Below are 24,981 nucleotides of genomic sequence, written 5' to 3'. Positions count from 1 at the left end.
TTGTAGCCGACTTCGCCGGGGGGTGAAGTCAAAACACTACCGCTGCAGCATGAAGTTTTGCCCGCATTGTAGCCGACTTCGCCGGGGGGTGAAGTCAAAACCGCGGTGGGGTTTTGAATGTCTCCAATCGTATTGTAGCCGACTTCGCCGGGGGGTGAAGTCAAAACCGCTTGTAATCCACGCTGATGCTATCTTTGATTGTAGCCGACTTCGCCGGGGGGTGAAGTCAAAACTTTCAGACGTTTTATTTCATCGGCACGGATATTGTAGCCGACTTCGCCGGGGGGTGAAGTCAAAACAAGTGGAGCGTTAATAAATTTCCGGCATTGATTGTAGCCGACTTCGCCGGGGGGTGAAGTCAAAACACAAACGGTGTGCGATTGTCTGGACTTGGCATTGTAGCCGACTTCGCCGGGGGGTGAAGTCAAAACCGCGACCCAGCCCAGGGCGTCCGTGATCTTATTGTAGCCGACTTCGCCGGGGGGTGAAGTCAAAACGAATAACAAGGCTGCTGTATTGTCTTTCCAATTGTAGCCGACTTCGCCGGGGGGTGAAGTCAAAACACGCGCAAGATCCGCCCGGTAACACCACCTAATTGTAGCCGACTTCGCCGGGGGGTGAAGTCAAAACGTGCGCCGGGGCTTTTCTTGCCGATGATAAATTGTAGCCGACTTCGCCGGGGGGTGAAGTCAAAACCCTGCTTGCCCTTAAACCATCTCGCTCCACATTGTAGCCGACTTCGCCGGGGGGTGAAGTCAAAACCCACTCACCACCAAGCCGGCCGCTGGAATTATTGTAGCCGACTTCGCCGGGGGGTGAAGTCAAAACCCTGGTGCGCGCCGCCGAACAGTTCGAGGAATTGTAGCCGACTTCGCCGGGGGGTGAAGTCAAATTGGCACAGCAAATACGCGGCAGTCATTGACATCATAACTGCTGATCAATCTTCCAAAAAGAGCTTGATTCTGCTGCCAAACCTTCGACTCAACTTTGTCCGTCCATGCTCCCAATTGTTAAGCGTCCTAACACTAATTCCCAGTATTGACGCAACTGTTTCTTGGGTAAGCCTCCTGTCCAAGCGCATTTGCAATAATTGTTTGCAGATTGAGGAGCCATATATGGCTTGAGGAGGCGAATCAGACCTTGTAGCTTTGATCACCAAGTGGCAAAAGGGATGCAAAAACCACCCCTTCCGCCATTGGTTCACCGGAGTGCTATATACCCAACTATTAGTCTGCGATTTGGCTTCGTGCTTCTTAGAAGACTCTACCACTTTCAGGCTTAAAGATTAAGGCAAGCCATTCTATTTTATTTTTGGACACAGTCTTCAATAGTCTGTTGCGCGCGCCCTCAAAAACTGGAAAGCTTGCGCTCGTTGCACTTGAATCCAAAAAAATGAATCACGAAGCGCGCCTCGCCGAATTGCACTTGGAACTTCCTCCTGCTCCCAAACCCAAGGGTGTTTACAAACCTGTGGTGACGTTGGGCAATCTGGCTTATGTGTCCGGTCACGGACCGCTCAATCCGGACGGTTCGCTGATTCGCGGGCGCGTCGGCGCCGATCTCGATCTGGCGGCGGGCAAACATGCGGCGCGCCAGGTTGGCCTCACGATTCTCGCCACGTTGCGCAATGAACTCGGTGATCTGAATCGCGTCCAGCGCGTGATCAAGGTTTTGGGCATGGTGAATTGCACGGCGGAATTCGGCGACCATCCGCAGGTGATCAACGGTTGCAGTGAATTGTTTGCCGAGGTTTTTGGCAGCGATAACGGCATCGGCGCGCGCAGCGCCGTGGGCATGGGTTCGCTGCCGGGAAATATCGCGGTGGAAGTCGAAGCAATTTTTGAATTGGCATGAGCACTTGGTTTGAGGTTTCCAACACGGCGGATGTTCCCTCACCGGCGTTGCTTTTCTACCCGGAACGCATCGCAGAAAATGTGCGGCGCATGGTCAAGCTCGCGGGCGGCGCGGTACGGCTGCGTCCGCATATCAAAACGCATAAATCCGCCGACGTGCTGCGATTGCAACTTACGCAGGGCATCACAAAATTTAAATGCGCCACTATCGCCGAAGCGGAGATGGCGGCCACCGCCGGTGCGAAAGATATTTTAGTGGCGTATCCACTGATCGGGCCGAACACGCGGCGGCTGTTGGAATTATCCCAGCAATTTCCGCTAGTGAAATTTTCCTGCCTCGCGGACAGCGTCGCGGGCATTCAATCGCTCGCGGAAACTTTCGTGGCCAAGGGCAAAGCGGTGGAACTATTGCTCGACATTGATTGCGGGCAGCATCGCACCGGCGTGGAACCCGGCCCGGACGCAGTGAAATTATATACGTTGATGAGCACAACGCGCGGCATCAAACCGGGCGGTCTGCATGCTTACGACGGTCACATTCACGAGCCTGACCTCGCGCAGCGTACGGCATTGTGCGATGCAGCGTTCGCGCCGGTGGAAAAATTACGGGCCGATCTCGCGAGTGCTGGATGGCCCGTGCCGCGAATCGTGGCGGGCGGCACACCGACTTTTCCCCTGCACGCGAAACATAAGGATCGCGAATGCAGCCCCGGCACCTGTGTGCTTTGGGATTTCAGTTACGGCGACAAGTTTTTGGATTTGGAATTTTTGCACGCGGCGCTGGTTTTGACCCGCGTAGTCAGCAAACCCGGCGGCAACCGTTTGTGTCTCGATGTCGGCCACAAAGCGATTGCCGCGGAGAACCCGCATCCGCGAATCAAGTTTTTGAATCTGCCGGATGCGAACGCGATCACGCATAGCGAAGAACATCTGGTCGTGGAGACGGCGCACGCGGCGGAATTCAAAGTGGGCGACTGCCTCTACGGCGTGCCGCGCCACGTCTGCCCGACGGTCGCGTTGTATTCGGAGGCTATCACCATACGATCCGGGCGGGCAATCGAGCGTTGGAAAATAACCGCGCGCGAACGGCGACTCACGATTTGACGAACTGATGCAACACGATATCGCCCTCCTCGTTTTTATCTTCTTCGCCATCATCGCGCTGGTGGTGTTGATCGCGCGATTCAAGGTGCATCCATTCATCGCACTTATTCTCGTCGCGATCATCATCGGCTTGCACGCGGACATGAAGCTGTCGCTCATCGCAAAAAATTTCGAGGAAGGCGTGGGCCATGCGCTGGGTTTTCTGAGTGTGGTGGTCGGGCTCGGCATGATGCTGGGAAAAATGTTATCCGTGTCCGGCGGCACGCATGTGATCGCGCAAAATTTCATCCGCATCCTCGGCGCCAAACGCGCGCCGTGGGCCATTCTATTCGTCGCGCTGGTGGTGGGTGTATCGGTTTTATTTGCGGTGGGATTGTTATTGCTCGTGCCGGTCATCCTGGCGATCGCGCGAGAGACAAAAATTCCCCGGCTGAAGCTGGCTATTCCTCTCTGCGCGGGACTTTCAGTTTCGCAAGGCCTCCTGCCACCGCATCCGGGCCCGATGCTCGCCATCGAACAGATGGGCGCGGACGTCGGCAAAACGATCATGTATGCCGCGCTCATTGGGTTGCCGACAGCGCTGGTCGCCGGGCCATTGTTCGCGAGTTTCATCGTGCCGCGATTGAAATCGCAGCCAGAAGATGTGGCCGATGTAGAACCCGTGCAAGCTCTTGCCGCAACTCCTCCCGGATTCAGCCTCACCTTGCTCACCGCACTGCTGCCCGTGATTCTCATGCTGCTGGCGTCGCTCGCAGATTTGACGCTGCCCGACAATTCATTTCGCGAGTGGGTTGATTTCATCGGCAGTCCATTGATCGCAATGTTGCTGGCGGTTTTACTGGCGTGTTATTCATTCGGGCTCGCGCGCGGTTTCAGTGGCAAACAGATTTTGAAATTTCTCGAAGAATGCGTCGCGCCCGCGGCAAGTATTTTATTGGTCATTGGCGCGGGCGGCGGCTTGAGCAAGGTGCTCGAGCGCGGCGGCGCGGGAACGGCGGTGCTTGACCTCGTGAAGCACGTCAACATTTCGCCGCTGTTGCTCGGCTGGCTCATTGCGGCTTCGATTCGCGTCGCCGTCGGTTCTGCGACCGTCGCCATCACCATGGCATGCGCGATCATGGCGCCGGTGGCGGCGGGCACGCCGGGAGTGAATCGTGAATTGCTCGTGCTGGCGATGGGCGCGGGTTCGTTGTTTTTATCGCACGTGAACGACAGCGGTTTCTGGCTGGTGAAGGAAAGTTTCAATCTCACGGTGCCGCAGACGTTGAAGACGTGGACAGTGCTCGAAACGAGCATTGGTTTGGTCGCGCTTGGATTGGTGATGCTGGTCGCGCAATTTGTTTGAGGAACGCGATGATTTTTGACGCGCATCTTGATCTGGCGATGAACGCGATGGAGTGGAATCGCGACCTCACGCGGCCGCTTGAAGAGATTCGCGCGCGCGAACGCGATCGTAATTTGACCGACAAACCCGATCGCGGCCACGGCACGGTTTGTTTTCCCGAAATGCGGCGCGGAAAAATTGGCGTATGCGTTGCCACGCAAATCGCCCGTTACGTCGCGCCGGACAATCCGCGCGCGGGATGGGCCTCGCAGGAGCAGGCGTGGGCGCAGACACAGGGACAACTCGCGTGGTATCGCGCGATGGAGGAAAAGGGCGAACTGATTTCGATCCGCACGCGCTCGGATTTGCAACGGCAGATTGTACTCTGGAAATCCCCGGCCGATACGACCGCGATTGGTTATATCCTGAGTCTCGAAGGTGCGGATTCGCTGGTGACGATGCGGCATTTGGAACGGGCGCACGCAAACGGACTGCGCGCGGTCGGACCGGCGCATTATGGTCCGGGAATTTATGCGCAAGGCACGGACGCCATGGGCGGATTGACCGCGCGCGGACGGGAATTGCTCGCGGAAATGGAACGGCTCGGAATGATTTTGGACGCGACGCATCTTTGTGATGATTCTTTTTGGGAGGCGTTGAAATTATTTCACGGCCAAGTATGGGCGAGTCACTCGAATTGCCGCGCGCTCGTGCCGCACCACCGCCAATTCAACGACGAACAAATCAAGCTGCTTATCGAACGCGGCGCGGTGATCGGCAGCGTGTTTGACGGGTGGATGATGACGCCGGATTGGGTGCACGGCAAATCCACGCCCGCCTCGGTGGGGCTGAAGCTCGAACATATCGTCGCGCACATGGATCACATTTGCCAACTCGCGGGGAATGCGCGGCATGTGGGCATCGGCTCGGACCTGGACGGAGCGTTTGGATTTGAACAAACACCGCAGGATTTGACGACGATCGCGGGACTCACACAGTTGCCGGAGTTGTTGCGAAAAAACGGCTTTGCCGAAGCAGACATTGAGTTGGTGATGCATGGAAATTTTGTGCGGTTTTTGGAAAGCGCATTGCCGGAGTGAGGATTTTTTTTTGAGACGCGGAGACGCGGAGGAAAGAAATTAATTTTTGTCGGGAGATTTATCTGTGGCAGGTGTCGGAGCAGTTTGAGTGGAACCAGTGAAAGGGTTGGCGAGAGTTTTGGTCTCGGTAGCGCGCGGACAAAAGAGCGGGGCGACGATGAGATAGATCCAGCTCACAACAAAGTGCAGCCCATACACCGCGCCAAAACGGATCAGGTCCATCACATTGAAAGTATAGGCCACGATTCCCGCCGTGAGAAATAATGCGCCGGGCATCATAGAGGCGCTGGCGAGCCGCCAGCTTTGCGTCCAACTCAAATCGCGATTTTCAAAGAACGTGATGAGCTTCACCGGCAGCCAATAAAGCGTCGCCAGCAACGACCAACTCACAAACAGCGTCACGACCGTAAGCGTGGCAGCGCCGACAAGGATAAACGGCTCCCACGCGCCCCAGCGCGGCTCAAGCACAGTTTGATTGAAAGGCATCGCCCAGTCCGGCAGATATTCAATCACCTCATAACCAAGCAGCGAATAAACCCGCACATCTTCGCCGCCGAATTCGATTTGCAAATGCGCTTCGCGGCCCAGTTGTCCGCTGTGATGCAAATCCACGCCGATGCCCAGGAAACGATTTTGCGCAAGCTGCTGCGGATTGTTGCCGCGCCAATCCAGTTTTTGATCGGCAATTTTTCCTTGCGCGGGCAAGACATGAACTGCGTCGCGCACCACAGGAAACCACGCGTGCCGGAGAAATCCCGCAACCGCCGCGGCCGCAAGCATCGCGACCAGCAACTGCGCGAGGAATAATCGCCCAAACGACGCGCCCGCAAATGCGGCGACGCCGCGCGGGGTCAATGGCTCCCACGCCGGCCGCCAAGATTGGACGGTTGTGCTCATGCAATAATGAGACGCGCCACCGGCGGCTGGACTTCACGCCGCAGTTTGCGCGGCGCACGGAACGCGCGCTTTAAGCAGCGGGCTCTGCCGGCGCTTTCGGAGTTTGCGGCGGTTGTTGCGCCAGCAAAAGCGGCACGGGATAACGTAGCTTCATCACGTCGTCCACAAGCACTTCGATGATGTAAGCGCCGGGGACTTTGAATTCCACTTGCGTGAACGCAGTCACGTTCGAGGCGGATATCATCGGATCGCGCAACTCAAATTTCAATTCGCTCTTGCGAATGACCGTCGTCTTGTCCGGCGCGATCAGCCGCACCGATTCCACGAACTGCCCCACGCCCGACGACCAGCGATTGAACATGCACAGGCGCAAGGCCGTCACCGGCAACTGCTGGACCGGCAGATAGCTGAGCACGCCGATGAGAAACGGATTGCCGTTGGAATCCTGCCGCACTTCTTCGCAAAGCAGCGAGCATTGGAGGTCGGGTAAAATTCGGGATACTTGCATATTATTTTTAGTTGTGGTTGATCGTTAATTTTTTGAAATCGCAAGCTCGGCGGCGCGCACGGTATTTTGCATCAGCATCGCAATGGTCATCGGCCCCACGCCGCCGGGGTTCGGCGTGATCATTCCCGCGACGCGTTGCACGGCTTCAAAATCCACATCGCCCACCAGCCGCGAACCGCCTTTCGCCGTGGCATCGCTGACGCGGTTCACTCCCACGTCAACCACCACCGCGCCGGGCTTCACCATGTTCGCGGTGACAAAGTTCGCGACGCCCATCGCCGCAATCAAAATATCCGCGCGGCGGCAATGCGTCCGAATCTCGCGTGTGTGCGAATGACAAATCGTGACCGTAGCATTCGCGTGGCGCGCCTTCTGGCAAAGAATCGCCGCCATCGGTTTGCCCACAATATTTCCGCGGCCAAGCACCACCACATCCGCGCCTTCGATGCGCACTTGCGAACGAATCAGCAATTCCCAAATGCCCGCCGGGGTGCATGGCAAAAATCCGCTGGTATCGCCGAGCATCAGCTTGCCCACATTGAGTGGATGAAAACCATCCACGTCCTTTTGCGGAGAAACCGTCGCGTAAATTATCGCCTCGCGAATTTGTTTGGGCAACGGTGCCTGGACGAGAATACCGTGGATGCGCGGGTCGGCATTGAGTTGCGCCAGCAGCTTGAGCAAATCGGCTTCGCTCGTTTCCTGCGGCAGCACGCGCGTCTCGGAAGCGATGCCCAGTTGCGCGCAGGTTTTTTCTTTCATGCCTACGTACACGCGCGACGCCGGGTCCTCGCCGACGCGCACGAATGCCAGGCCGGGCTGCACGCCTCGCGCCTTCAGTGCTTCGATGCGCCGGGAGGTTTCCCCATGAATTGCACTCGCGATGGCCCGGCCATCAATGAGATTTTCCAGCGACATTACTTCACGACCTGGATGCGCTGAATGGTGAGCACCGGCGTGTTCGGCCAGCGTTCATCAAGTTCTTCCGGCCCGCTGACGTGGATCGTCAGGCCCTGGTATTTTTTCAGCACGATATTGGTTGAAGCCGTGTAGAGATAATCCATCACGCGGCCGTTATCCAGGCTGCGCAATTCAAAGTAAGTCGGGGCCTGAATACTGAAAGTGCCACCGACGACCCCTTCGCGTTGAACGATGCGCGGAGGCAGCGGCTCGTCAGAAACCGGCGCGGGCACGGGAGCGGGAATCGGCGGCAGCGGCAGAGTCGGTTGAGTATTCGGAACCGGTTCGCTGGCGGGAGCACCGGGAACACCGCTAGCCGGAGCCACCGTGTTCGGATTAGACAACACCGTCGGCGTCGGCAAAACTGGCGGCGGCACTGGAGTTGTCGAAGCGATTTCAGGAATTGTCGCGCCGCCTTCTTTCGGGGTCAACAAATGCGCGGCCACAAATGCGAACGCATTCGTCGGCGCTTCGATTTCCGACCAACTGCCCTTTTCCTTGATCGTCTTGATGGTATCACCTTTGTGCAGCAGACCGGCGACGCTGTAATTTTCACCCGCGCCCGTGCGCAGATTCAATTTGCGTGCCTTCACAACCTGATTGCTCGAATCCAGATAAGCGCTCATCACCCAAACGTGCATGTCGGATGGCAATGCAATACGCGCCCAATGCGCGGGCTCGTCCGCCTTGGGATGTTTCAAAGTGACTTCTTCCAGTACTGTCACCGTCTCGCCTTTTTTCAAATGGCCAATGACCTCGCTGCTGATGTGCGCCTGGCCGCGAATGTTGACATGGTCCTGCTTGGATTCGGCAAGCTGGTTGGGCGTGAACATCACCGGTGCGGCGGGCATGGCATCGGCGGCCGCGGCAGATTTCTCCTTCTTCTCTTTTTTCTCCGCGGCGGGTTTGGAAGCCGGCTTCTTATGTTTCTTGACGCGGCCCGGTGGTTTATTTGTGCCAGTGTCCGGCGGCAAGGGCGGCGGTGGCGGCGTGACGGTGGAGCTGTCGGGCATCGGCGGCAAGGGCGGCGGCGTATTCGTCACCTGCGCCATGACACTTGTGGAAACCAGTGCTGCCAAAATCAGACCAATTTTTATTTTCATAAGATTACACTGAAAGTAGAGATTTAATCTCGGGTTCTGTCAATGTCCGCCATTTCCCGCTGGGTAATTGCCCCAGTTTAATTTTCCCGATTTGCGTGCGGACGAGCCGGTTGACTTCAAGCCCTTGCGATTCAAACAAACGCCGCACCTCGCGATTTTTTCCCTCGGCCAATTCCAATTCGATCAGGCTATGAGAATTATTCGTGGAAAGCGCGCGCGCCCTTTCCGCCTTCAACAATTCGCCCTCGTGTGTCACGCCGTTCGTGATGCGCCGGAGCATGTCCGACTCCACCCGCCCAGTGACGGTGGCCAGGTATTTTTTGCGGATGCCATAACGCGGATGCGTCAGGTGCAGGCTGAATTCGCCGTCATTCGTCATGAAGATCAGTCCTTCACTATCGAGATCGAGGCGGCCGACGGAGTAAAGGTTGTTCCATTCCTTCGGCAACAGACTGCCGATCGTGTGGCGCTTCAAATCATCCTGCCGCGAACACACATAGCCGGGCGGCTTGTTGAGCGCGACATAGAATTTGCGCTTGATCCGCGCCGGCACACCATCCACGGAAACTTTATCCGCACCGGGATCCACCTTTGCGCCAAGCTCGCTGACTACGCGCCCATTGACCGCGACGCGTCCCTCGAGAATTATTTTCTCGCTCGCACGGCGCGAAGCCACACCGGCTTCCGCCAAAAATTTTTGCAGACGAACATTCAAAGCGAAGCAGAACGCCCAGTTTGGACGCTCGCGGCACACGGCCATTCAACCCCGTCGCCAGCCGCACACGCACGCCGATTGAGAATGCTTAAGCGTCCGGCTTGGTCTTGCGAAGGCCCGTGATACGGTCGCCCTCTTTCCATTGATTGCGTTTTTTCAACAAACCCACGCGCTCAAAGCGCTTGAGTACGTTACGTTTACCACCAGTGGTGGCGATTGCGCGCAGACTGCGATGCTGTGACATAAATTTTTCCTGACGTTAAAGAACCCGCTTTCGCATGAAAGCGAAGGGTTTATCTACCACGCCTCCCCGCCTTTGCCAATGGTTAATTTAACTAATAAGAACCTGGCAACGGCGCGTCTTGCCCACCGCACGTAAGGGCAGCGCTACCGCGCCGCCGTCCTTTCACATGCCGACATGGGTAAATTGGATCAACTAGTGGCTCACGGCCTTATTCCCCCCAGCCATACGTCAAAAAAAATTTTCTCCCGCCACGCGAACCTACGCGGACTTAAGCGAACTTATCCGGACCATCGTCCGCTTCCGCCCACTTTGAGATGCCTAAATGGCGCTTTTTATCCATCCGGCCTTTCCTACCCGTCTTACCTGTCCTATCAAAGAACCGTCCCCACCATGACACATTTCTCCCACACAATCCACCCTTCCATAGGTTACAAATGCAATCTCCTCTATGGACTATGGGGGGCGAGCGTACTCGCGAACCTCAATTAATCCCTACTTCTCCCGTCATTCATCACCAAACCGTGCCAATTCTTCGCGCAATGATTAAAAACTTTTCATCCAGGCATCAAAAAGTTTTATCTCTTGATTCCCGGCCCTCAAATTCTGTATCCCAGTGACCTACCTTTCTGTCACATCATTTTAACCGAATATTTTTTCGCCGCCCTGCGTCTGCTGTGATACTTTGTAACCTATTCGTTCCATCGCTGGTCTAAATGTCGTGATCAGCTAGTAAAAGAAAGATCATGAGCGCGCGCCCGAAAGATAAATTTTTCGTCCTCGTAGTGGATGATTCCGAAGACGACCGTTTCCTCCTCAAAGAATCCCTGCGCCGCACCACGCGCCTTGAAGTCATCAATGAAGTCTGCGATGGCCGCGAAGCCATCTCCTACTTTCAGGGTCACGCCGACTATTCCAACCGCAAAAAATTTCCCCTGCCCGACCTCCTGCTCCTCGATTTGCAGATGCCCTTCAAAAATGGCTTTGAAGTCCTTGAATGGCTCAGCGCGCACCCGCCCGACAACCTCACCGTCGTCGTCCTCACCGACTCCATGCAACCCGAACACATCAAACGCGCCCTCGATCTCGGCGCAGATCTATTCCAGGTCAAACCCGTCATCCGCCGCGAACGCGAAGCCATGGTCCTCGCCCTCGAAGATTATTTGGTTAATAATAATACGCTCACCCCCGCCCATGCCGTTTTACGGCACAAATAAATATTCCCGGGCACACGGTAGCCTAAATATTCTAGAGCACGGCAGAGCGGGACTGCCACTTCCACTACAGTGCCGCCGGGACAACTGATATCCTGGCGCATGGTAGGCTGCCCTGCCACGCAACCAGTCCGAAGTCCCGCAAGGAACTGCGGACGGCGCAGCGCCGCCCTATCTGGGAGTAGTGACAAGATGCACCCATCAACAGCTCACCAATGAATCCGAACTTTAATCTTTATCCGAAATGAGCGAGTATCTTTCACTGTGCCACCGCCGCTGAGAAACAAAGTCTTGCCTCGCCAGTCGAGGCTTCGGCTTGTTTTTTTGATATTGATACTTTTGGCAGTGGGGACCGTGAGTCTGCATCTTTTTCTTCGCGATGGGCCGCGCTATCATGGCCGGCCACTGGGCGATTGGTTGCAATCGCTCGCGCCATCGGATTCCCTGGGTTCAATTACGCCGGCCGAGGCCACGAATGCCATCCGCGCGCTCGGCCCCCGGGCCATTCCCCGCCTTTTGACGTTGCTCCAGTTTCGCGCCAATCCCAATTCCGCGCGCGACCGCGTGCAAAGCTGGATGGACAATCATCCCGCCCTCTCACAATATTTGCCCGACCTGCCCGATCCCCAAATTCCGGATTGGCCCAATCTCGCCGTCGGCGGTTTTCAAGCGCTGGGTCCCGCTGCAAAACCCGCCATTCCCAAATTGCTCGCCATCGGCTCCGCCCCGCAATTCAGTCTCTATGCTTCTGAATGTCTTTGCGCCATCGGCCCTGATGCCGTCCCCGCCCTGACCAATTTATTCACCCAACCATCCCGTCAGATATTCGTTCTTAGAACGCTTGGCATGCTGGGGCTCGTGGCGACCAATGCCGAACCGTTGGTGGCGTCGGCCGCTTACAACGCGGATCAAGTGGTGGCCGATACCGCGATCCTTGCGCTCGGCGAGATGGGCGAGGCTGCCGCGCCGGAAATTCCCCATCTCCAGGAAATGTTGCTTCAGACGAGCCACAGCGCGTCCGCCGCTTATGCGCTGGCGCGGCTGGGAAAACTCGAGCCGCTCATCCTGGCGCTGACGAATAAGAGCGCGAACATTCGTTTCACCGCCGCCAATGCGCTCAGTCCCAATGTCCGCTTCGATTCCGGCGGGCGCGCCGCGTCCGCTTTGTTCAACGGCGAATTGCCCAATTCGGTTTTTGGAGTTAATGCCGTGGCGAGATTCGCGCGCAATGAATTTGCCTCGCGCCGCATCGTTTCCTTGCTGCTCACCAATCTGGATGATCCCGACGCCACCGTACGCGCTTTGATTTGCCGGCAGTTGGGAGATTTTCGTGCCCGAAGCTGGCGTGCCATACCAGCATTGACGAAAACCCTCGCCGATACCAACGCGCTCGTTCGTGAAAGCGCCGCAGCCGCGCTCGAAAAAATTGACGTCCAACTTGACCGGGGCGCGGTCATCCGCGGTCCGCGCAGCCAAAAGAAAATTGCGCTCGAATTCGCTGGCCACGATTTTGCCGAAGGCGGCGCCGTCATCCTCCGCGAACTTGCCCGGCACAATGCCCGCGCCTCTTTCTTCCTCGGCGGTGATTTTCTGGATAATCCCGAATTCCATTCCCTGGCCGAGCGGATCATCAGCGAAGGCCACTATGCCGGCCCCAATGGCGACAAACCCTTGAAGGACGACCCGGCAAATAATGAAGTTAAATTGATCCTCCCACACAGCGCCTTTCTTGATGACTTGAATCAGAACATGGGAAAACTTGCGAGTTTTCCGATTCAATCGCCGCGTTTCCGCCCGCGATATTTTCTGCCGCCCGGCGAATTCTTTAACCAGGACATCGTGGATTGGAGCCGGGAAGCGCGATTCAGCGTCGTCAGCTTCACTCCCGGCACGCGCTCGCTCGACGATATCACCGAAGAAAAAAATACGAACTTTGTTTCATCGCAGGCCATCTACGACAGCATCATCAGCGCTGAACAGAACGATCCGCACGGACTCAACGGTTACCTGCTGCTGTTCCATCTCGGCGCGGGGCCCGGTCGCGCGGATAAATTTTCTGATCATCACTTCGGCCAGTTACTTGATTATCTTAGTTCGCGCGGTTACGAATTCGTCGGCATTGATGAGTTGCTCGACCCGCGAGACTCAATCCGGTGAGACATCATTCGCGTGGATACTAACTGCTGAGCAGGTCGGTGCCGGGGAGGGCGCCGATGCGGGTGGCGCCGGCTTCGATTAATTTTAAGGCTTGTTCACCGCTGGAGATGGCGCCGGTGGCTTTGATGCCGAAATCCTTGCCGAGGGTTTCACGGAGGAGGGCGATGTCTTGGATGTCCACGCCGATGGAATAGACGTCGAGCGCGGGGCAGACGTATTGGATGCCGGAATCCACGGCGAATTGGCAGAGGAGAATTTTTTCTTCGCGGGTGATGAGGTGTCCGTCGAAGACGGCTTTGACGGGGCGTTCGTCGGCGGCTTCGGCGATGTCGCGCATTTCGCGGAGGACGAATTTGGTGTCGCCATCGCGGAGAGCGCCAAGGTTGATGACGAAATCAATTTCGTGCGCGCCGTCCTCGACGGCGATTTCGGTTTCGTAACGCTTGGTGTCGCTCGCGCCGGAGCCGAGCGGGAAGCCGACGAGGGCGACGACTTGCACGGGGGAATCCTCAAGGAGGGTGCGGGCGAGTTCGACGCGGGAGCCGTTCACGCAGACGGCGCGATAGGATTTTTCGCGGGCCTCGGCACAAAGGGCCTCGATGTCCGCACGACGCGCATGGGGCGCGAAGAGCGTGAATTCGATGCGTTGCGCGAGGTCGTTGACGGAGGTCGGCACGTGATTATTTCGGCAGCAGGTCGGCGACGAGGGATTTTTCTTCTTTGAGTTCGGCGACGGTGGCGTCAATTTTTCCGCGGCTGAAGTCATCCACGGGCAGGCCCTGGACGATTTGCAATTTCCCGCCGACGCTGCGGACGGGGAACGAGGAGATCAAACCTTTTTCGACGCCGTAGCTGCCGTCGGAGCAGATGCAGACGCTGGCCCAATCGTTGGCGGGCGTGGGATTCACGATGGAAGCGACACTGTCCACAACGGCGTTCGCGGCGCTGGCCGCGCTGGAGAGTCCGCGGGCTTTGATGATGGCCGCGCCGCGTTGCTGGACGGCGGAGATGAAATCGCCCTTGAGCCAGGCGTGGTCCTTGATAACGGTTGTGACGGGCTGGCCGTTGATTTTGGCGTGGGTGAAATCGGGATATTGGGTGGCGGAATGATTTCCCCAGATGGCCATGTTGGTGACGGCAGTGACTTCGACGCCGGCTTTTTTGGCGAGTTGCGATTTGGCGCGATTTTCATCAAGGCGCGTCATGGCGAACCAACGATCTTTGGCGATCTCAGGCGCGTTGTTCATGGCGATGAGGCAATTCGTATTGCAAGGGTTTCCGACGACGTGGACGCGAACATCGCTGGCGGCGTTTTTCTGGATGGCCTGGCCTTGGCCGATGAAGATTTTGCCGTTGATGCCGAGAAGGTCTTTGCGTTCCATACCGGCTTTGCGCGGGACGCTGCCGACGAGAAGGGCCCAATTCACGCCGCGAAAACCTTCGTCGAGGCTGGCGGTGGGGACGATGCCCTTGAGGAGCGGAAACGCGCAATCATCGAGTTCCATGACGACGCCGTTGAGGGCGGGCAACGCGGGCTCGATTTCGATGAGGTGCAGGATGACAGGTTGTTTCGGGCCGAACATGGCGCCGGAAGCGATGCGGAAAAGGAGGGAGTAACCGATCTGGCCGGCGGCGCCGGTGACGGCCACGCGAATAGGTGATGTATTATTCATTTTTCTTAATTTGTGAGAATATTATGCCGGGTGATTAGAAAAACTGCAAGCTTGGCCACGGATGAAACACGGATTTAACACAGATTCGGACTTTCGATTTTATGCGGCGAATGGTAGGGTGCGGGGCCAATGAGATTTCTTCCGCTTATCGGGGGAATTGGGAGCGAGTGCGCGTCGGTTTTCGAGTCTGAGATTCCGGCGCATTGGCGCAAGGGCTCTTTTGAACGCGAAGATTGAACGGCTCGTTTAGATTTTTATCTCACAATTCTTTACATACTTGAGGTTTTTCTGACTATTTCTCGGCGTAAATTTCGAGTAGCTCTTTTAAATCGCCGTCGTGAAAATGATTCCCGCCATCCTTCATTCGTTCTTCAGCAGCAATCCTGATCTCTGGCCATCTCAAGGTGGGCATAAGGAATTGCAAAAGGCAAATGTTGAAGCTGCGGCTCAAGATTTTAGCAATTTGACTGCGTTCTCCAGGATGGGCGTGAATGTAATCAAGCACCCGTTGATAATGCGGATGGCACGCCTTCCAATCATGAAGACATTTTGTCGCAGCACAAACTTCCTCGTACAGTTTTGAAAAATCATCGAACATACTATGTTTTTCATACTTTCTAATTTTCAATGTGTCCGCAAATCTATTTGCCAGCAAGTGAGCTAATCGAATGTGAAAATCGAAATTTAATAAATTGGAAAAGCGTAAAATAAAGTCACTGATTCCCTTTTTGCTAAAATGGTTTGCCGCGAACGCGCGCGATCTTCCCTGGCGGCGCATCCGCGATCCTTACGCCATCCACGTGTCCGAAATCATGTTGCAGCAGACGCAGGTCAAGACGGTGATTCCTTATTGGGAACGCTGGTTGAGCAAGTTGCCGACGATCCAATCGCTCGCGGAGGCGGATAGCGATTTGATTCATAAGCTTTGGGAGGGGCTGGGTTATTATACGCGCGTGCGCAATCTTCAAAAAGCCGCGCAGGAAATTGTGGCACGGCATGGGGGAGTTTTTCCCCGGGAGCATGCGAGTATTTTGGAGTTGCCAGGCATCGGGCCGTACACAGCGGGAGCGATTTCGAGCATCGCTTTCAATGAGCCGCAGCCGATTCTCGATGGCAATGTCATCCGGGTTCTCACGCGCGTTTTTGCCATCGCCGAAAATCCACGGGAAAAATCCACGAATAAAGAACTGTGGAATCTCGCGTCGCAACTGGTCACGGCGGCGGCGGGATTAAAAACGGAATCGTTCGCGAAAGAAACCGCGCGCTGCTCTGCGCTCAACCAATCGCTCATGGAATTGGGCGCGCTTATCTGCACGCCGCGACAGCCGGATTGCCCGCGCTGTCCGTTGCGCGCGCAATGTCGCGCCCACGAACTTCATCGCGAGGAAGCCTTTCCCAATCTCGGCCCGCGCGCGGCGGCAACTCAGCAAAATTATGTGGCGCTGGTGATCAAACAGCGTGGCCGCTTTCTCGTCCGTCAACGGCCCGCGGGCGTGGTCAATGCGCATCTCTGGGAATTTCCGAATTTCCAAACGGCGGCGTACGTCCAAAATGAATTGACCGATCTTGCTCATAAAAATCTGAATCTGGCGATTGCCGATTCCAAACCTATTTGTGTTGTGAAGCATTCGATCACGCGCTATCGGATCACGTTGCAGGCTTTTTCGGCAAAAGCCGCGCCATCGGACAAGATCATTGCATTGCTGAAGCTGCGCTGGCTGACGCTGGAGGAACTTCACGCGCTTACTTTCACGAGCGCGCATAAAAAAATTCTTTTATGCCTAAGTGCCGTTTAAAATGGTTCTCTTTGCTGGGACGGCGGAGCGGCAGCTCCGCCTGCCACCCGGTAATGAAGACGCGCTTGGACTTACCGAGTTACTAAATAATATCTTGGCAGCTAACCAGTGCTTATTACTGAGCGCGACCGTGGAGGCATTGCATGAACAAACATTTGGGATCTCATTTTCAAAGACGGCGGCTGGCTGTGGCGTTTACCTTGATTGAATTACTGGTGGTGATTGCCATCATCGCCATTCTCGCGGCGTTATTATTGCCCGTGCTGGGGCGCGCGAAACAATCGGCGCAACGAATCCAGTGCGCGAATAATCTCAAGCAACTTGCCCTCGCGGTCAGCATGTACGCGGATGAACACGGCGACGCTTTGCCCGGTCCGGCGTGGCAGGGCTTCTATCCGGTCTATGACAATAACTCGACGTTGTTCCTCTCGTATTACCTGCCGACTTACCTTGGGCTGCCTGCGCCCTCGCCGACGGTCGGGCTGGTGAAACAGGCGGTTTGCCCGGCGTCGGCGCGCATCACGCACGAAGCGACGGACGGGCCGTTCACAACCAAATTGCGGCAGCCGTTGAGCTACATCCTTAGCATCACCGTGACCAATCTCGCGAATGATTTTGTCACACGGCCGTTCGGGTATCCGTATGGGAACCTGCCAAATCTGCCGCCCGGCACGACCAATGAACCGACCAAGCGCATAAAAGAAATCCGCGATCCGTCGTCGTCCTGGGCGATGGTGGATGCCGATCAGCAAAACGCCGTCAGCCTCGCGCAATATTATTCCCTGATTCCGCCAACGCCCGCGCACGGCACGGCGCGCAATGAATTATTTTTCGACTGGCACGTGGAAGCGGTGAAGTAGCCGCTTATTAATTTAGCGTCCGATGGGAAAAGGAGTTTCGGAAGCGACCGGTTGCGGTTCCGGCGCGGAGATGTGGCGGTTGACGAGCCATTCGAAAATTGGCGAAGCCATCACCGTGGTGATCACTGCCATGATGACCAGCAGCGCAAACAGCGCCGGTGAGATGATGCCGCGTTGCAAACCAATATTGATGATGATCAATTCCATCAGGCCGCGGGCGTTCATCAGAATGCCTATGCCCATCGCCTCGCGATTTGGCACGCCGGTGGCGCGCGCGGCCAGCCAGCACGCCGCGCCTTTTCCGCCCATCGCCGCGATCAATACCAGTCCGGTCATGCACCAAAGATAAATAGAATTCAACAAGCCTATCTGCGTATTAAGCCCGGAGTTGGTGAAAAATAGCGGCAGCAGCAGCGCGACGGTCAACGGTTGGATTCGTTCGATCAGGGCGTGAGCGATGAAGCCGCGCGGCATCGCCACGCCCATGATGAACGCGCCGAATACCGCGTGCAGGCCGATGGCATCCGTGAACCAGGCGCCAATCACCAGCAGCACGAGACAAATAACAAATTCCCTGTCCGAAAGTTCTCCGCGTCGTTCGATGCCGCGTCCCCATTTCGCCAAAATCGGCCGGACCACCACCAGCGCAAAAATAAAATATAATGTGCCACCGACGATGTTGACGATCGCATGAGTGAAAACGCCGTCGAAACTTGCCAGCACCACCGCGAGCAAACACCACGCCAGCGCGTCGTTCAAAGCCCCTGCGCCGATCGCCACCGTGCCCATCGTTGTGCCGGTCAATTTTTTAAAATGGATGATGCGCGCGAGCATCGGGAAAGCGGTCACGCACATGGCTGCGCCGAGAAAAATGACCGCCTCACTCACCGAAGTGCGCGGCGGGAAAAGTTCGGTATGATGATAAAAAAACCAGCCGAGAATGCCGCCGAGGATGAAAGGCGCGGCCATGCCGGCGACCGAAACCGCAATCGCGCTGGTCGCGCGGCGCTGGATGATGTCCATGCGAAATTCCAGGCCGACAACGAACATGTAGGCCGCGAGTCCGAGTTGGGAAAGTGGAAATAAAATTTTCAGCGATTCGGCGGGAAACAGCCGGTGAAACTGATCGGGCCAAAAAAGCCCGAAGAAGGACGGCCCCAGCAAAACCCCCGCGAGCATTTCCGCGACGACTTGCGGCTGTCCGATATATTTCCCCAAAAACCCGACGAACTGGCAGACAGCCAGAATGACCGCGAGCTGAAAAAAGAAATGAATTGAAAGCTCCAGATTCGTCACCCGGTCATTCAAGCGCGAGTTCGGGCATAGCGCAAGCGCGAGTTAATGAATATCGGCTTGCCCGAATCTAATAATCCATTGCGGAAAGAATTTCGCGGGCGAGTTTATTGTTGCCGTCGGTTTTGAGAACGGCCTGCGCCCATTGCCGCGCGGAATCCAGGTCGTCGGTCAGCGCAAAATAAATGCTGCGTATGAGCGTGAGATCAATCACGAGTTGCTGGTTGCGTTCGAGCGCGGGCATCTGGCCCAGCAACGCCTCCGCGCGCGAGAGCCAGCTATTGGCTTCCGGAAGTCCGTCGCCGTCCGCGTTGCTCCGGCGCAGGATCGCGGCAGCAACGCCGAGGCTCGCGGGAAAGTTATTCGGCGATTGGCGCAGCACTTCCAGCAATTCGCTTTCGGCGTCATCCCATTGTTGCAATTTTTCGTAAGCCTTCGCCAGGAGCATGTGGCTGCGCTCGGAATCTTTTTGCTTCACGCGATCTTCGCAGACGGAAAGCAATTCATCATAGCGGCCGGCGTGCGCCAGCGTGGAAACCAAAACTTCCAGCGCCTGCTCGCGGGAGGCATCGAGCGTGACGGCGCGGCGAAGAGTCGAGATGCAGCTTTGGGTTTCGTGCAGCATCGGTCCCTGCAAAATTCCGAGAACTTCGAGCGCGCCTGAAGCCACGTGCGGGTCGGAATCCTGGCCGAGATTTTCCAATCGCGTGATGGCGTCATGCAACGAACGCTGGGTTTTGTCCGGCAAGGAATTCCAGGAAACTTCCGACCAGTCCACCACGCCGCGATGTTCACAGGCGGTGAAGATTCCAAAGATCGCCGTTCCGCCGATGCGGCTGTAATCGCGCGGGCTTAATTCGCTGGCGCGTTGGAGATCGGCGAGAGTGTCGGGCGAAAACGCGCTGTCGGCCAGGTCCACGTCGGAAATTTCTTCGCCTTGGGCAACGCGGATTTGCCGGGACAACGTGGCGCGCAGGCAGCGGTGCATGCCGCGGCGAAAATAGGCTTCGGGTTCGTTCGTTGCGGAGGTGACGGCCAGTTCGAAATTGTCTCCCGCCTCGCTGAGGCGTTGTTGAGCCAGCGTGACCTCGACCGAAGTGGGCCGTTCGGGAGCCAGCGGCGGGCGATCATAAATTGCGCGGCGCGCCTCGGCATCGAGCAACCGCCCCAGCGCCACGCGGCAGTGCCAATTCTTCGGCGCGAGTTGCACGGCCTTGCGCAACACGCTTTCGGCTTCGCTCATTTTATCGGACAAGCGCAAGGCGGAGCCAAAGGATGTCAGCACGTCGGCATCGTCGGATTGGGATTTGGCCAGGTCACGATAAAGCTCGACGGCGCGGAGGGAAGATTTGCGGGCGTTTTCGTCGTCATGTGTGGCGGCGTAAAGCTCGGCCAGACGCAGAAATTTTCCAGCATCATTGGGGTTATCTTTCAGGCTCTCGCGCACGCTGGTAATCTCGCGCGTAAAATCCTCAATGGCCGAGCCCATCACGAAGCCGGATTCCGGGTCGTAGGTCCAACTCGGCTGGAAAGTGATGGACGGGAGGCGGACGAGTTTGCGCAAAGCATCTTTGCCGAGCGTTGGCGTGGCGGCGGTCAGGGGCAGCGCGATCAAAATCGCGGCCAGCGTGAGGGTCACCCGTTTGCAAAACTCATTCACGAACGCTTTATAACATTGGCCGGGCAAATTGACATCTTTTGCGGCGCGGCCTGGAAGATTTGACGATGAAACGGTTTTACAATTCATCTTCGCGCTCGGCGTAAAAAAGCTGGTGGGCGCGGTCGTAATCGGTTTCCGGCACGAAAACTTTCGCGAGGCGATTCAGGTCGCCGTCATCGGGCAAGGCGGGGTCAACAAATTCCTGGGTCGCGCTGATGCCGTGCTTTTCCAGCATCATGATCAACATCTCCGTGTTTATCACCGGCCCGGTGTAAAACAATTTCATCGTCGCAAGATAATGCCGGGAGTGAAAGATTGCACGAGAACTTGTCTGTGCGTTTAAAATGGGAACGCTGCCTTATCGGGGGAATGAAAACACAGATGCGCGCGCGGCTAACGATCAAAGGGGGTGCGCGGGCGGGACGGCTGGCGGATGGATTGCGGCTGAGGCGTGGGATTGTTTTTGAGACGGCGGCGCACGACTTCAGCCGCGAACAGCATGGTCGAAACCAGTAGCATCAAAACCAGCAAACCATGACCTGAATGCACGGTGGGAACTGGAACGGCAGCCTGAGCCATGACAATCGGGGCGGGTTCTTCGACCAGCGCTGGCGCATTCGTGACGACGGGTTTTGCGGCGGGCGCCGGTGTGGGACGAGCAGGATTGGCCACCGGGCCGCCGCCGAAGAGAGCGCTGTTATTCACCGGCGCAGGCGCATAAGCCGGCGTGGATGAAGCTGAACTGCTCGAGCCGAAAGAAGGAGATGAAGCGGGACGGCGCGGATTACCCGTTGGGTATGGATTTTCCGACGCGATCACTCTCGGTCTGGGCATGGCCATTCCCGGCGGCGGTTTGAGCGTCGGATACATGGCATAAGCGGCGGGACCAAGCAGAGGCGGACCGTTAGGATTCGCCGAGGGCAGCACCAAATCCATCATGCGCGGCGTTTCGGCGCTGGCGAGGCGCAAGCTCATTGAATTCAATTCTTCGACACGCCCGTCGGCGTAAAGAATGTTGCCCTTGAAAACGTGCATCGCGCTCGTCCAATTAATCGTGGTGCCATCCCCCAGACGCAGGATGGTCACATCACCCAGCGAGGCATTGGTGATATTGCGGTCGCCCGCCAGGATCGAATTGGGCTGTCCGAAATCGGCATTCGCGCCCATGAAATAGCTCACGTTAAAATCATTGAATTGCTGAAAATCACTTGCGACAAAACGCTCGCGATCGGTGGGGCAAACCAGCACCGCCGGGTTGGCGAGGTCGTTCGACAGGGCCTGGAACGAGCGATATTGAAAATAAAACCGGTTGGGAATGAGATAGGAGTTGTTGATGTATTCGGAGGTGCCGCCGTTATTCGTCGAGACTTCCATCGGGAACCTGCTGTCGTGGTCGTGCATGAAAATCTGAAACGCCAGCCCGGTCTGATGCAGATTCGACACACACTCAATGCGCCTGGACTTCGCCTTGGCCGACTGCAAAACCGGCAAAAGCAACCCGGCCAGAATGCCGATGATCGCGATAACGAGCAGCAGTTCGATCAGGGTAAAAGCCGCCTTTCGCGTTCGCCGGGGAGGGTCGCCGCGCTCAATTCCGCAACCAAGGTTCGCACGCATAGTTTTAGGGCTCACGACAAACAGTGCTCCCGTAGCATTGAGCAGGTATGATGCCGCGAGGGATGTGAAGCTCAAATTAGCTTCCTTAACGTCAACAATGAGTGATGGTCACGCGCTTTGGGTGGAATTCTCGCGCAAAAACCTACTGCTGTTTGGGCGCAAGTTTCTCGAATCGCGCGGCCAGGTCGTTATACTTTGCCACGATGTCGTTGCGGTCTTTGACGCTAGCGTTGAGCTTTTGGACAAAGTCGTCCCGCTGCGCGGCCAGTTGCTTGATGGCATCGTTTTGTTTTTGGATTCCATCGCTTGCCTCCTTCAAGCGCGATTGGAGCGTGTCCACTGCCGCGCGATATTGCGCGACATCGTTGGTCAGGCTTTGATTCTCGGCCTCGGCCGCGTTGATCTGGCGTTTCTGCGCGAGGATAAATTCGTCATTTGTCCGAATCGTCGCGCGCAATTCGCTGATGTGCAAATCGGTTTGAGCCAACTGAGTTTGAAGTGCGCTGATGCTGTTGGTGTAGCCCTGGATGGCGGCGAGTTGATCGGAGATGATTTGTCCGCGTTGCTGGTAGGCGTTTTGTTGCCGCGCCTGGTTTCGCCATTGGACGGCGCACAGCAGGCACAAGGCGATGGCAAAAGTGATGAGCAGGTTTTGTTGAAAATTTTTCATGGGGCGGAGGATTCCGAGGAAGAGTTGAGGGCGATGGCCACGCGCTGGATGCCCGCGCGTTTGACCAGGTCGAGCACGTAAATGACCGAGCCGTGGGAGGCGTCGCGAGTGCCGCTGAGATAAACCGGCAGATTGGTGTTGGCGTGATGGCGCTCGTCGAGCAGGCGAGTGAGTTCGTCCAGCGTGACCGGTTTTTGGTCCGCCTGCACCTGGCCGAATTTATCCACCGTCAGGTTGAGGATGTCCGGCTTGGCGTTGGAAGTGGCAAGCGTGGCGGTGGGCAGGCTGGCGTTGAGCGCGCGAAGCTTTTGCATCTGCAAGCTCACCATCATGAACGAGGCCAATAGAAAAAACATGATGTCAATCAGCGGCACGATTTCCAGCCGCGCGCGGCGCCGCTTGATGGGCGAACGAATTTTCATGGTTTGGCCTCCGAATCGTTCGCTTCACCGCCGACAGTGAAGGCGATTTTCTGCGCTCCGGCGCTGCGAACTTCTTTAAGCACATCCTGAATGGCGCCTTCGCGTGCATCGCGATCACCGCTGATGAAGACGGGCAGGTTCGTGTCCAATTTGAAACGATTGCTCAAAACCGTGCCGAGGTCCGCCGGCGAAATCTGTTTTTTCTCCAGCCACGCTGAGCCAGATTTATCCACGGCGATCAGCAGCATGCCCGGCTTGAAATTGTGCGGCGCTTGCGGCGCGGACGGCAGATTGACGTGGATATTTTTCGTCTGGTCCATCTGCAAACTGACCATCATGAACGCCGCCAGCAGGAAAAACATGATGTCAATTAGCGGAATGATTTCGATCCGCGAATGACGCCGATGAATGGGCGAGGGGAGCTTCATGCGGAGATTTTTTCAGCGCTGATTTTGCCGGACTGCACCATGACCTCGACATTCGTCGCCGCCGTTTCCAACTCGAATTGCAACCGCGCCAGTTTGCCGTTGAAAAAATTAAACGGGATGAGCGTAAAAATCGCGATGCCCAGTCCGCAGGCGGTCGCGATCAACGCCTCGCCGATGCCGCCCGTCACCGCCGCCACCGAAAGTTCCGCGCTGCCGATTTTCAGGAACGCGCCCATCAAACCCGTGACGGTTCCCAGCAAACCCAGCAGCGGCGCGAGCGTGACGAGGGTATCCATTACCGTGAGGTAACGTCCGGCGCGTTCGAGTTCGATGCCCGCGGCGAGTTGCAACGCGCCCGCCAGCGAACTATGCGAATGTTCCAGGCCTTGATGGATCATGCGCACCACGGCGTCGGTTGAGTTGGCGGATAATTTGGCGGCGGAAGCCACGTCGGAATTTTCCAAAGCGGCGAGCACCTGCTCCAGTTGTTGCGGCGATTTGTTCCGGCTTTCGCGCCACCACCAGAAGGCGCGTTCGCCGACGACCGCGACTGCGACCAGCGCGGCGACGAGAATCGGCCACATGATCGGGCCACCCTGAAGAAAAAATTGAACGGCGATATTTGCAAGCATACGAATTTGGTTTGTTTTAGTTAATGAGGTTGATGGTCATGAAAAAAAATTATTGAGAGAGAATATAGTGAATGGGCGCCTCAAAAATGCGGCCGGGCGCGCCGGCGGGCAACAGCCAATGCCGCTTCACGAATTCAAGCGCACCGCGGTCAAGAATGGATGACCCCGATGTGGTTTTTATCGTGGCGCCGGTGATGCTGCCATTGGCATCCACCGTCAATAATAACACGACGGTTCCCTGCTGCCCAAGGTCAGAGGCAAGTTTCGGATAGGGCGGATCGGGCCGTTCGCCGCCGGTGCCGGTGCTGTGAATGGTGGAGGGTTCATTGCGGGCGGCAACGAGCGGCGCCAATGGATTTTCCGGCGGCGCGACGGCGAGCGACATGGGAACAATGAGATTGCCGATCGTTGGCACGGAAAAATTGATCGAGGGCATTGGCGCGACCACAGCCACGACCCGCGCGGTTTCCGGATGTTCCTTTGGCTGTTGTTCGGTGCGCGCTTCCACGCGCGTGGGCGTCGGCGCGGGCGGCGTGATGATGACAGGAAGCGTTTGTTCCAGCGGCGGAGGTTTTTTGATGATGGAGGTGACGGGATTCAAACCCGTCACCCCAATGAGCAGAAAAAGAAAGCAAATGGAATTCGCCCACGCCAGCTTGCGATTGGGATCACGCCGCGCGGCCGGAAGACACAGGCGCGCGAGTTCGGATTTCAATCGTGGCTGCGAACTGGAGTGGGTTGGTTCCATTTGTAT

At 56.7% G+C, this 24,981-nt stretch carries 26 protein-coding genes and 1 CRISPR repeat array (1 of these 27 cut by a window edge); of the genes, 8 read left to right on the top strand and 18 right to left on the bottom strand.

The window, feature by feature from the left end:
• A CRISPR array of direct repeats spans positions 1–894; the repeat unit is 36 nt; unit sequence ATTGTAGCCGACTTCGCCGGGGGGTGAAGTCAAAAC (it extends 463 nt beyond the left edge of the window).
• A 498-nt stretch (positions 895–1,392) separates the two neighbouring features.
• Genes VH413_11370 through VH413_11355 form a run of 4 tightly spaced genes read left to right on the top strand, consistent with a single transcriptional unit; the run spans position 1,393 to position 5,381 of the window.
• Positions 1,393–1,854: a RidA family protein gene (locus tag VH413_11370; GenBank protein ID HEX3799292.1), complete on the top strand. Its 462-nt coding sequence runs from the start codon at positions 1,393–1,395 to the stop codon at positions 1,852–1,854.
• Complete coding sequence (locus VH413_11365; GenBank protein HEX3799291.1) at positions 1,851–2,957, top strand: D-TA family PLP-dependent enzyme; 1,107 nt, start codon at positions 1,851–1,853, stop codon at positions 2,955–2,957. Before VH413_11370 ends, VH413_11365 begins: the two co-directional genes overlap by 4 nt.
• Before the next feature lie 7 nt (positions 2,958–2,964).
• Positions 2,965–4,302 (top strand): gluconate:H+ symporter, encoded by a 1,338-nt coding sequence (locus tag VH413_11360; GenBank protein ID HEX3799290.1) that lies wholly within the window; start codon positions 2,965–2,967, stop codon positions 4,300–4,302.
• 8 nt (positions 4,303–4,310) lie between these two features.
• Positions 4,311–5,381 carry a membrane dipeptidase gene (locus tag VH413_11355; GenBank protein HEX3799289.1) on the top strand — a complete coding sequence of 357 codons (1,071 nt, stop codon included), beginning with the start codon at positions 4,311–4,313 and terminating at the stop codon, positions 5,379–5,381.
• A 39-nt stretch (positions 5,382–5,420) separates the two neighbouring features.
• Here VH413_11355 and VH413_11350 read toward each other — a convergent pair whose 3' ends face one another.
• The 6 genes from VH413_11350 to VH413_11325 all read right to left on the bottom strand — a co-directional run bounded on the left by VH413_11350 (position 5,421) and on the right by VH413_11325 (position 9,808).
• A complete protein-coding gene (locus VH413_11350; protein HEX3799288.1) occupies positions 5,421–6,278 on the bottom strand; it encodes a hypothetical protein in 858 nt (285 codons plus the stop codon).
• 70 nt (positions 6,279–6,348) lie between these two features.
• Positions 6,349–6,786, bottom strand: a complete 438-nt coding sequence (locus tag VH413_11345; GenBank protein HEX3799287.1) for a hypothetical protein — start codon at positions 6,784–6,786, stop codon at positions 6,349–6,351.
• 24 nt (positions 6,787–6,810) lie between these two features.
• The gene (locus tag VH413_11340) at positions 6,811–7,704 is read right to left on the bottom strand and encodes a tetrahydrofolate dehydrogenase/cyclohydrolase catalytic domain-containing protein (GenBank protein HEX3799286.1); all 894 of its coding nucleotides are present in this window, start codon (positions 7,702–7,704) and stop codon (positions 6,811–6,813) included.
• A complete protein-coding gene (locus tag VH413_11335) occupies positions 7,704–8,849 on the bottom strand; it encodes an SH3 domain-containing protein (GenBank protein ID HEX3799285.1) in 1,146 nt (381 codons plus the stop codon). Before VH413_11335 ends, VH413_11340 begins: the two co-directional genes overlap by 1 nt.
• 4 nt (positions 8,850–8,853) lie before the next feature.
• The gene (locus VH413_11330; GenBank protein HEX3799284.1) at positions 8,854–9,609 is read right to left on the bottom strand and encodes a pseudouridine synthase; all 756 of its coding nucleotides are present in this window, start codon (positions 9,607–9,609) and stop codon (positions 8,854–8,856) included.
• Positions 9,610–9,652: 43 nt separating this feature from the next.
• Positions 9,653–9,808: a small basic protein gene (locus VH413_11325; GenBank protein ID HEX3799283.1), complete on the bottom strand. Its 156-nt coding sequence runs from the start codon at positions 9,806–9,808 to the stop codon at positions 9,653–9,655.
• Between the two features lie 743 nt (positions 9,809–10,551).
• Between VH413_11325 and VH413_11320 the strand changes: the two genes are divergently transcribed.
• Positions 10,552–11,022 (top strand): response regulator, encoded by a 471-nt coding sequence (locus VH413_11320; protein ID HEX3799282.1) that lies wholly within the window; start codon positions 10,552–10,554, stop codon positions 11,020–11,022.
• A gap of 351 nt (positions 11,023–11,373) precedes the next feature.
• Positions 11,374–13,176 carry a HEAT repeat domain-containing protein gene (locus VH413_11315; protein ID HEX3799281.1) on the top strand — a complete coding sequence of 601 codons (1,803 nt, stop codon included), beginning with the start codon at positions 11,374–11,376 and terminating at the stop codon, positions 13,174–13,176.
• Positions 13,177–13,195: 19 nt separating this feature from the next.
• On the opposite strand, the gene deoC is transcribed toward VH413_11315, so the two are convergent.
• The 3 genes from deoC to VH413_11300 form a co-directional block, all read right to left on the bottom strand.
• Positions 13,196–13,852: a deoxyribose-phosphate aldolase gene (gene deoC, locus VH413_11310; protein HEX3799280.1), complete on the bottom strand. Its 657-nt coding sequence runs from the start codon at positions 13,850–13,852 to the stop codon at positions 13,196–13,198.
• 4 nt (positions 13,853–13,856) lie between these two features.
• Positions 13,857–14,849 carry a malate dehydrogenase gene (locus tag VH413_11305; GenBank protein HEX3799279.1) on the bottom strand — a complete coding sequence of 331 codons (993 nt, stop codon included), beginning with the start codon at positions 14,847–14,849 and terminating at the stop codon, positions 13,857–13,859.
• A 292-nt stretch (positions 14,850–15,141) separates the two neighbouring features.
• A complete protein-coding gene (locus VH413_11300; GenBank protein ID HEX3799278.1) occupies positions 15,142–15,447 on the bottom strand; it encodes a hypothetical protein in 306 nt (101 codons plus the stop codon).
• Positions 15,448–15,577: 130 nt separating this feature from the next.
• Here VH413_11300 and mutY point away from each other — a divergent pair, with 130 nt between their 5' ends.
• Together mutY and VH413_11290 are read left to right on the top strand one after the other, a co-directional pair.
• A complete protein-coding gene (gene mutY / locus VH413_11295; protein ID HEX3799277.1) occupies positions 15,578–16,645 on the top strand; it encodes an A/G-specific adenine glycosylase in 1,068 nt (355 codons plus the stop codon).
• 143 nt (positions 16,646–16,788) lie between these two features.
• On the top strand, positions 16,789–17,505 hold the full coding sequence (locus VH413_11290) for a DUF1559 domain-containing protein (protein ID HEX3799276.1): 717 nt from the start codon (positions 16,789–16,791) through the stop codon (positions 17,503–17,505).
• Between the two features lie 12 nt (positions 17,506–17,517).
• Here VH413_11290 and VH413_11285 read toward each other — a convergent pair whose 3' ends face one another.
• From VH413_11285 to VH413_11245, 9 genes are all read right to left on the bottom strand, one after another.
• The gene (locus tag VH413_11285) at positions 17,518–18,813 is read right to left on the bottom strand and encodes a cation:proton antiporter (GenBank protein HEX3799275.1); all 1,296 of its coding nucleotides are present in this window, start codon (positions 18,811–18,813) and stop codon (positions 17,518–17,520) included.
• A gap of 55 nt (positions 18,814–18,868) precedes the next feature.
• Positions 18,869–20,458, bottom strand: coding sequence for a hypothetical protein (locus VH413_11280; GenBank protein HEX3799274.1), 1,590 nt, complete (start codon positions 20,456–20,458; stop codon positions 18,869–18,871).
• Positions 20,459–20,534: 76 nt separating this feature from the next.
• Positions 20,535–20,744, bottom strand: a complete 210-nt coding sequence (locus VH413_11275) for a hypothetical protein (protein HEX3799273.1) — start codon at positions 20,742–20,744, stop codon at positions 20,535–20,537.
• A gap of 107 nt (positions 20,745–20,851) precedes the next feature.
• Positions 20,852–22,075, bottom strand: coding sequence for a type II secretion system protein (locus VH413_11270; GenBank protein ID HEX3799272.1), 1,224 nt, complete (start codon positions 22,073–22,075; stop codon positions 20,852–20,854).
• A gap of 142 nt (positions 22,076–22,217) precedes the next feature.
• A complete protein-coding gene (locus VH413_11265; GenBank protein HEX3799271.1) occupies positions 22,218–22,745 on the bottom strand; it encodes a hypothetical protein in 528 nt (175 codons plus the stop codon).
• Entirely contained in the window at positions 22,742–23,167 is a 426-nt protein-coding gene (locus tag VH413_11260; GenBank protein ID HEX3799270.1) for a biopolymer transporter ExbD, read from the bottom strand. The genes VH413_11265 and VH413_11260 overlap by 4 nt, the downstream gene beginning before the upstream one ends.
• A complete protein-coding gene (locus tag VH413_11255) occupies positions 23,164–23,595 on the bottom strand; it encodes a biopolymer transporter ExbD (protein HEX3799269.1) in 432 nt (143 codons plus the stop codon). Before VH413_11255 ends, VH413_11260 begins: the two co-directional genes overlap by 4 nt.
• Complete coding sequence (locus VH413_11250) at positions 23,592–24,227, bottom strand: MotA/TolQ/ExbB proton channel family protein (protein HEX3799268.1); 636 nt, start codon at positions 24,225–24,227, stop codon at positions 23,592–23,594. The genes VH413_11255 and VH413_11250 overlap by 4 nt, the downstream gene beginning before the upstream one ends.
• A gap of 49 nt (positions 24,228–24,276) precedes the next feature.
• Positions 24,277–24,975, bottom strand: a complete 699-nt coding sequence (locus tag VH413_11245) for a TonB family protein (GenBank protein HEX3799267.1) — start codon at positions 24,973–24,975, stop codon at positions 24,277–24,279.
• Between the last annotated feature and the right edge of the window lie 6 nt (positions 24,976–24,981).

The sequence above is a fragment of the Verrucomicrobiia bacterium genome, assembly GCA_036268055.1.
In the GTDB taxonomy this organism is placed as follows: Bacteria; Verrucomicrobiota; Verrucomicrobiia; order Limisphaerales; family Pedosphaeraceae; genus DATAUW01.
This window is presented reverse-complemented; position numbering and strand designations above follow the sequence as displayed.

Bases quoted from the DNA above. Each gene is read 5' to 3' on its own strand.
- VH413_11275 (HEX3799273.1), bottom strand. From the start codon at position 20,744: ATGAAATTGTTTTACACCGGGCCGGTGATAAACACGGAGATGTTGATC.
- VH413_11355 (HEX3799289.1), top strand. From the start codon at position 4,311: ATGATTTTTGACGCGCATCTTGATCTGGCGATGAACGCGATGGAGTGG.
- VH413_11345 (HEX3799287.1), bottom strand. From the start codon at position 6,786: ATGCAAGTATCCCGAATTTTACCCGACCTCCAATGCTCGCTGCTTTGC.
- VH413_11290 (HEX3799276.1), top strand. From the start codon at position 16,789: ATGAACAAACATTTGGGATCTCATTTTCAAAGACGGCGGCTGGCTGTG.
- VH413_11330 (HEX3799284.1), bottom strand. From the start codon at position 9,609: ATGGCCGTGTGCCGCGAGCGTCCAAACTGGGCGTTCTGCTTCGCTTTG.
- VH413_11335 (HEX3799285.1), bottom strand. From the start codon at position 8,849: ATGAAAATAAAAATTGGTCTGATTTTGGCAGCACTGGTTTCCACAAGT.
- VH413_11255 (HEX3799269.1), bottom strand. From the start codon at position 23,595: ATGAAGCTCCCCTCGCCCATTCATCGGCGTCATTCGCGGATCGAAATC.
- VH413_11260 (HEX3799270.1), bottom strand. From the start codon at position 23,167: ATGAAAATTCGTTCGCCCATCAAGCGGCGCCGCGCGCGGCTGGAAATC.
- VH413_11320 (HEX3799282.1), top strand. From the start codon at position 10,552: ATGAGCGCGCGCCCGAAAGATAAATTTTTCGTCCTCGTAGTGGATGAT.
- VH413_11365 (HEX3799291.1), top strand. From the start codon at position 1,851: ATGAGCACTTGGTTTGAGGTTTCCAACACGGCGGATGTTCCCTCACCG.
- VH413_11265 (HEX3799271.1), bottom strand. From the start codon at position 22,745: ATGAAAAATTTTCAACAAAACCTGCTCATCACTTTTGCCATCGCCTTG.
- VH413_11245 (HEX3799267.1), bottom strand. From the start codon at position 24,975: ATGGAACCAACCCACTCCAGTTCGCAGCCACGATTGAAATCCGAACTC.
- VH413_11300 (HEX3799278.1), bottom strand. From the start codon at position 15,447: ATGTTCGATGATTTTTCAAAACTGTACGAGGAAGTTTGTGCTGCGACA.
- VH413_11340 (HEX3799286.1), bottom strand. From the start codon at position 7,704: ATGTCGCTGGAAAATCTCATTGATGGCCGGGCCATCGCGAGTGCAATT.
- VH413_11305 (HEX3799279.1), bottom strand. From the start codon at position 14,849: ATGAATAATACATCACCTATTCGCGTGGCCGTCACCGGCGCCGCCGGC.
- VH413_11250 (HEX3799268.1), bottom strand. From the start codon at position 24,227: ATGCTTGCAAATATCGCCGTTCAATTTTTTCTTCAGGGTGGCCCGATC.
- VH413_11270 (HEX3799272.1), bottom strand. From the start codon at position 22,075: ATGCGTGCGAACCTTGGTTGCGGAATTGAGCGCGGCGACCCTCCCCGG.
- VH413_11360 (HEX3799290.1), top strand. From the start codon at position 2,965: ATGCAACACGATATCGCCCTCCTCGTTTTTATCTTCTTCGCCATCATC.
- VH413_11350 (HEX3799288.1), bottom strand. From the start codon at position 6,278: ATGAGCACAACCGTCCAATCTTGGCGGCCGGCGTGGGAGCCATTGACC.
- VH413_11325 (HEX3799283.1), bottom strand. From the start codon at position 9,808: ATGTCACAGCATCGCAGTCTGCGCGCAATCGCCACCACTGGTGGTAAA.
- VH413_11370 (HEX3799292.1), top strand. From the start codon at position 1,393: ATGAATCACGAAGCGCGCCTCGCCGAATTGCACTTGGAACTTCCTCCT.